Consider the following 377-nt stretch of genomic DNA (forward strand, 5'->3'; position numbering starts at 1 on the left):
CGGGCGCCGCGTCACGCCCAACGGGACCTGGTGGTGGGCGGCCGTGCCCATCGCCGCCGGGGTCGTCCCGGTCGTCGGCGCGCTGCTGCTGACCGGGCTGGTGCCGCTGAAGGGCATCGCCCTGGTCCCCGTGGCCGGCATCCTCATCGGCGGGGCGCTCACCGCGACGGTGCTCGGCGGGCGGCGCGCGCTCGACGAGCTCGGCACCCGGCACGGCGGGGGGGGGGCGGGGGGGGGGGTCGGGCTTGCCGGGGGCGGCGCGCGCCCGGGGGGGGGCCCCCCCCCGGCGGGGGGGGCCCCGCTCCCCGGGCTCGACCCGACCCCGGCCGTGGGGGGGGGGGGGCCGCCGGTCGGGAGGGGACACGGCCGAAACCCAA

At 83.6% G+C, this 377-nt stretch carries 1 protein-coding gene; it reads left to right on the forward strand.

The window, feature by feature from the left end; all coding sequences use genetic code 11:
- On the forward strand, positions 1–377 hold a 377-nt coding region (locus A4V12_RS23225), incomplete at both ends, for an ABC transporter permease (protein WP_199831358.1).

This window comes from Streptomyces noursei (assembly GCF_001646665.1).
Classification (GTDB): Bacteria; Actinomycetota; Actinomycetes; order Streptomycetales; family Streptomycetaceae; genus Streptomyces; species Streptomyces lavendulocolor.